This window comes from Ligilactobacillus animalis KCTC 3501 = DSM 20602 (genome assembly GCF_001434535.1).
GTDB classification, from domain to species: domain Bacteria; phylum Bacillota; class Bacilli; order Lactobacillales; family Lactobacillaceae; genus Ligilactobacillus; species Ligilactobacillus animalis.
On sequence record NZ_AYYW01000027.1, the window covers coordinates 1 to 323 of the forward strand.

The following is a 323-nucleotide window of genomic DNA, read 5'->3' on the forward strand; positions in this document are numbered from 1 at the left end:
GGCAAAGTATTTTTGTCCATATCCCAAGCACCGTATTCTTTTTCACCCGTGGCCAAGTTTGTCTTCACTTCGCGTTTGAATGTCACTTGTTGTGTTACTTCTTTTACTGTACCATCTGGAAAATGCATTAAGATCCGACGCAACACGATCTTTTGTTCTACTTCTGTTGCGATCTTAGCATTGTAGTAGATATCTACGGTCCAGCTTTCTGTTTCTGGCGTTACCACCACTGCCTCGACCACTGATTGGCTTGGTTCATAGTTTTCTACTTGGTCTACTTTGTACTCGGGCAAAGTATTTTTGTCCATATCCCAAGCACCGTA

1 protein-coding gene is annotated in these 323 nt (G+C 42.7%); it reads right to left on the bottom strand.

Annotation, left to right across the window (positions count from 1 at the left end):
- Positions 1 to 308 (bottom strand): mucin-binding protein (locus FC30_RS05100; protein WP_420896555.1); only part of this gene is annotated, 308 nt, incomplete at its 3' end.
- Positions 309 to 323 lie beyond the last annotated feature (15 nt).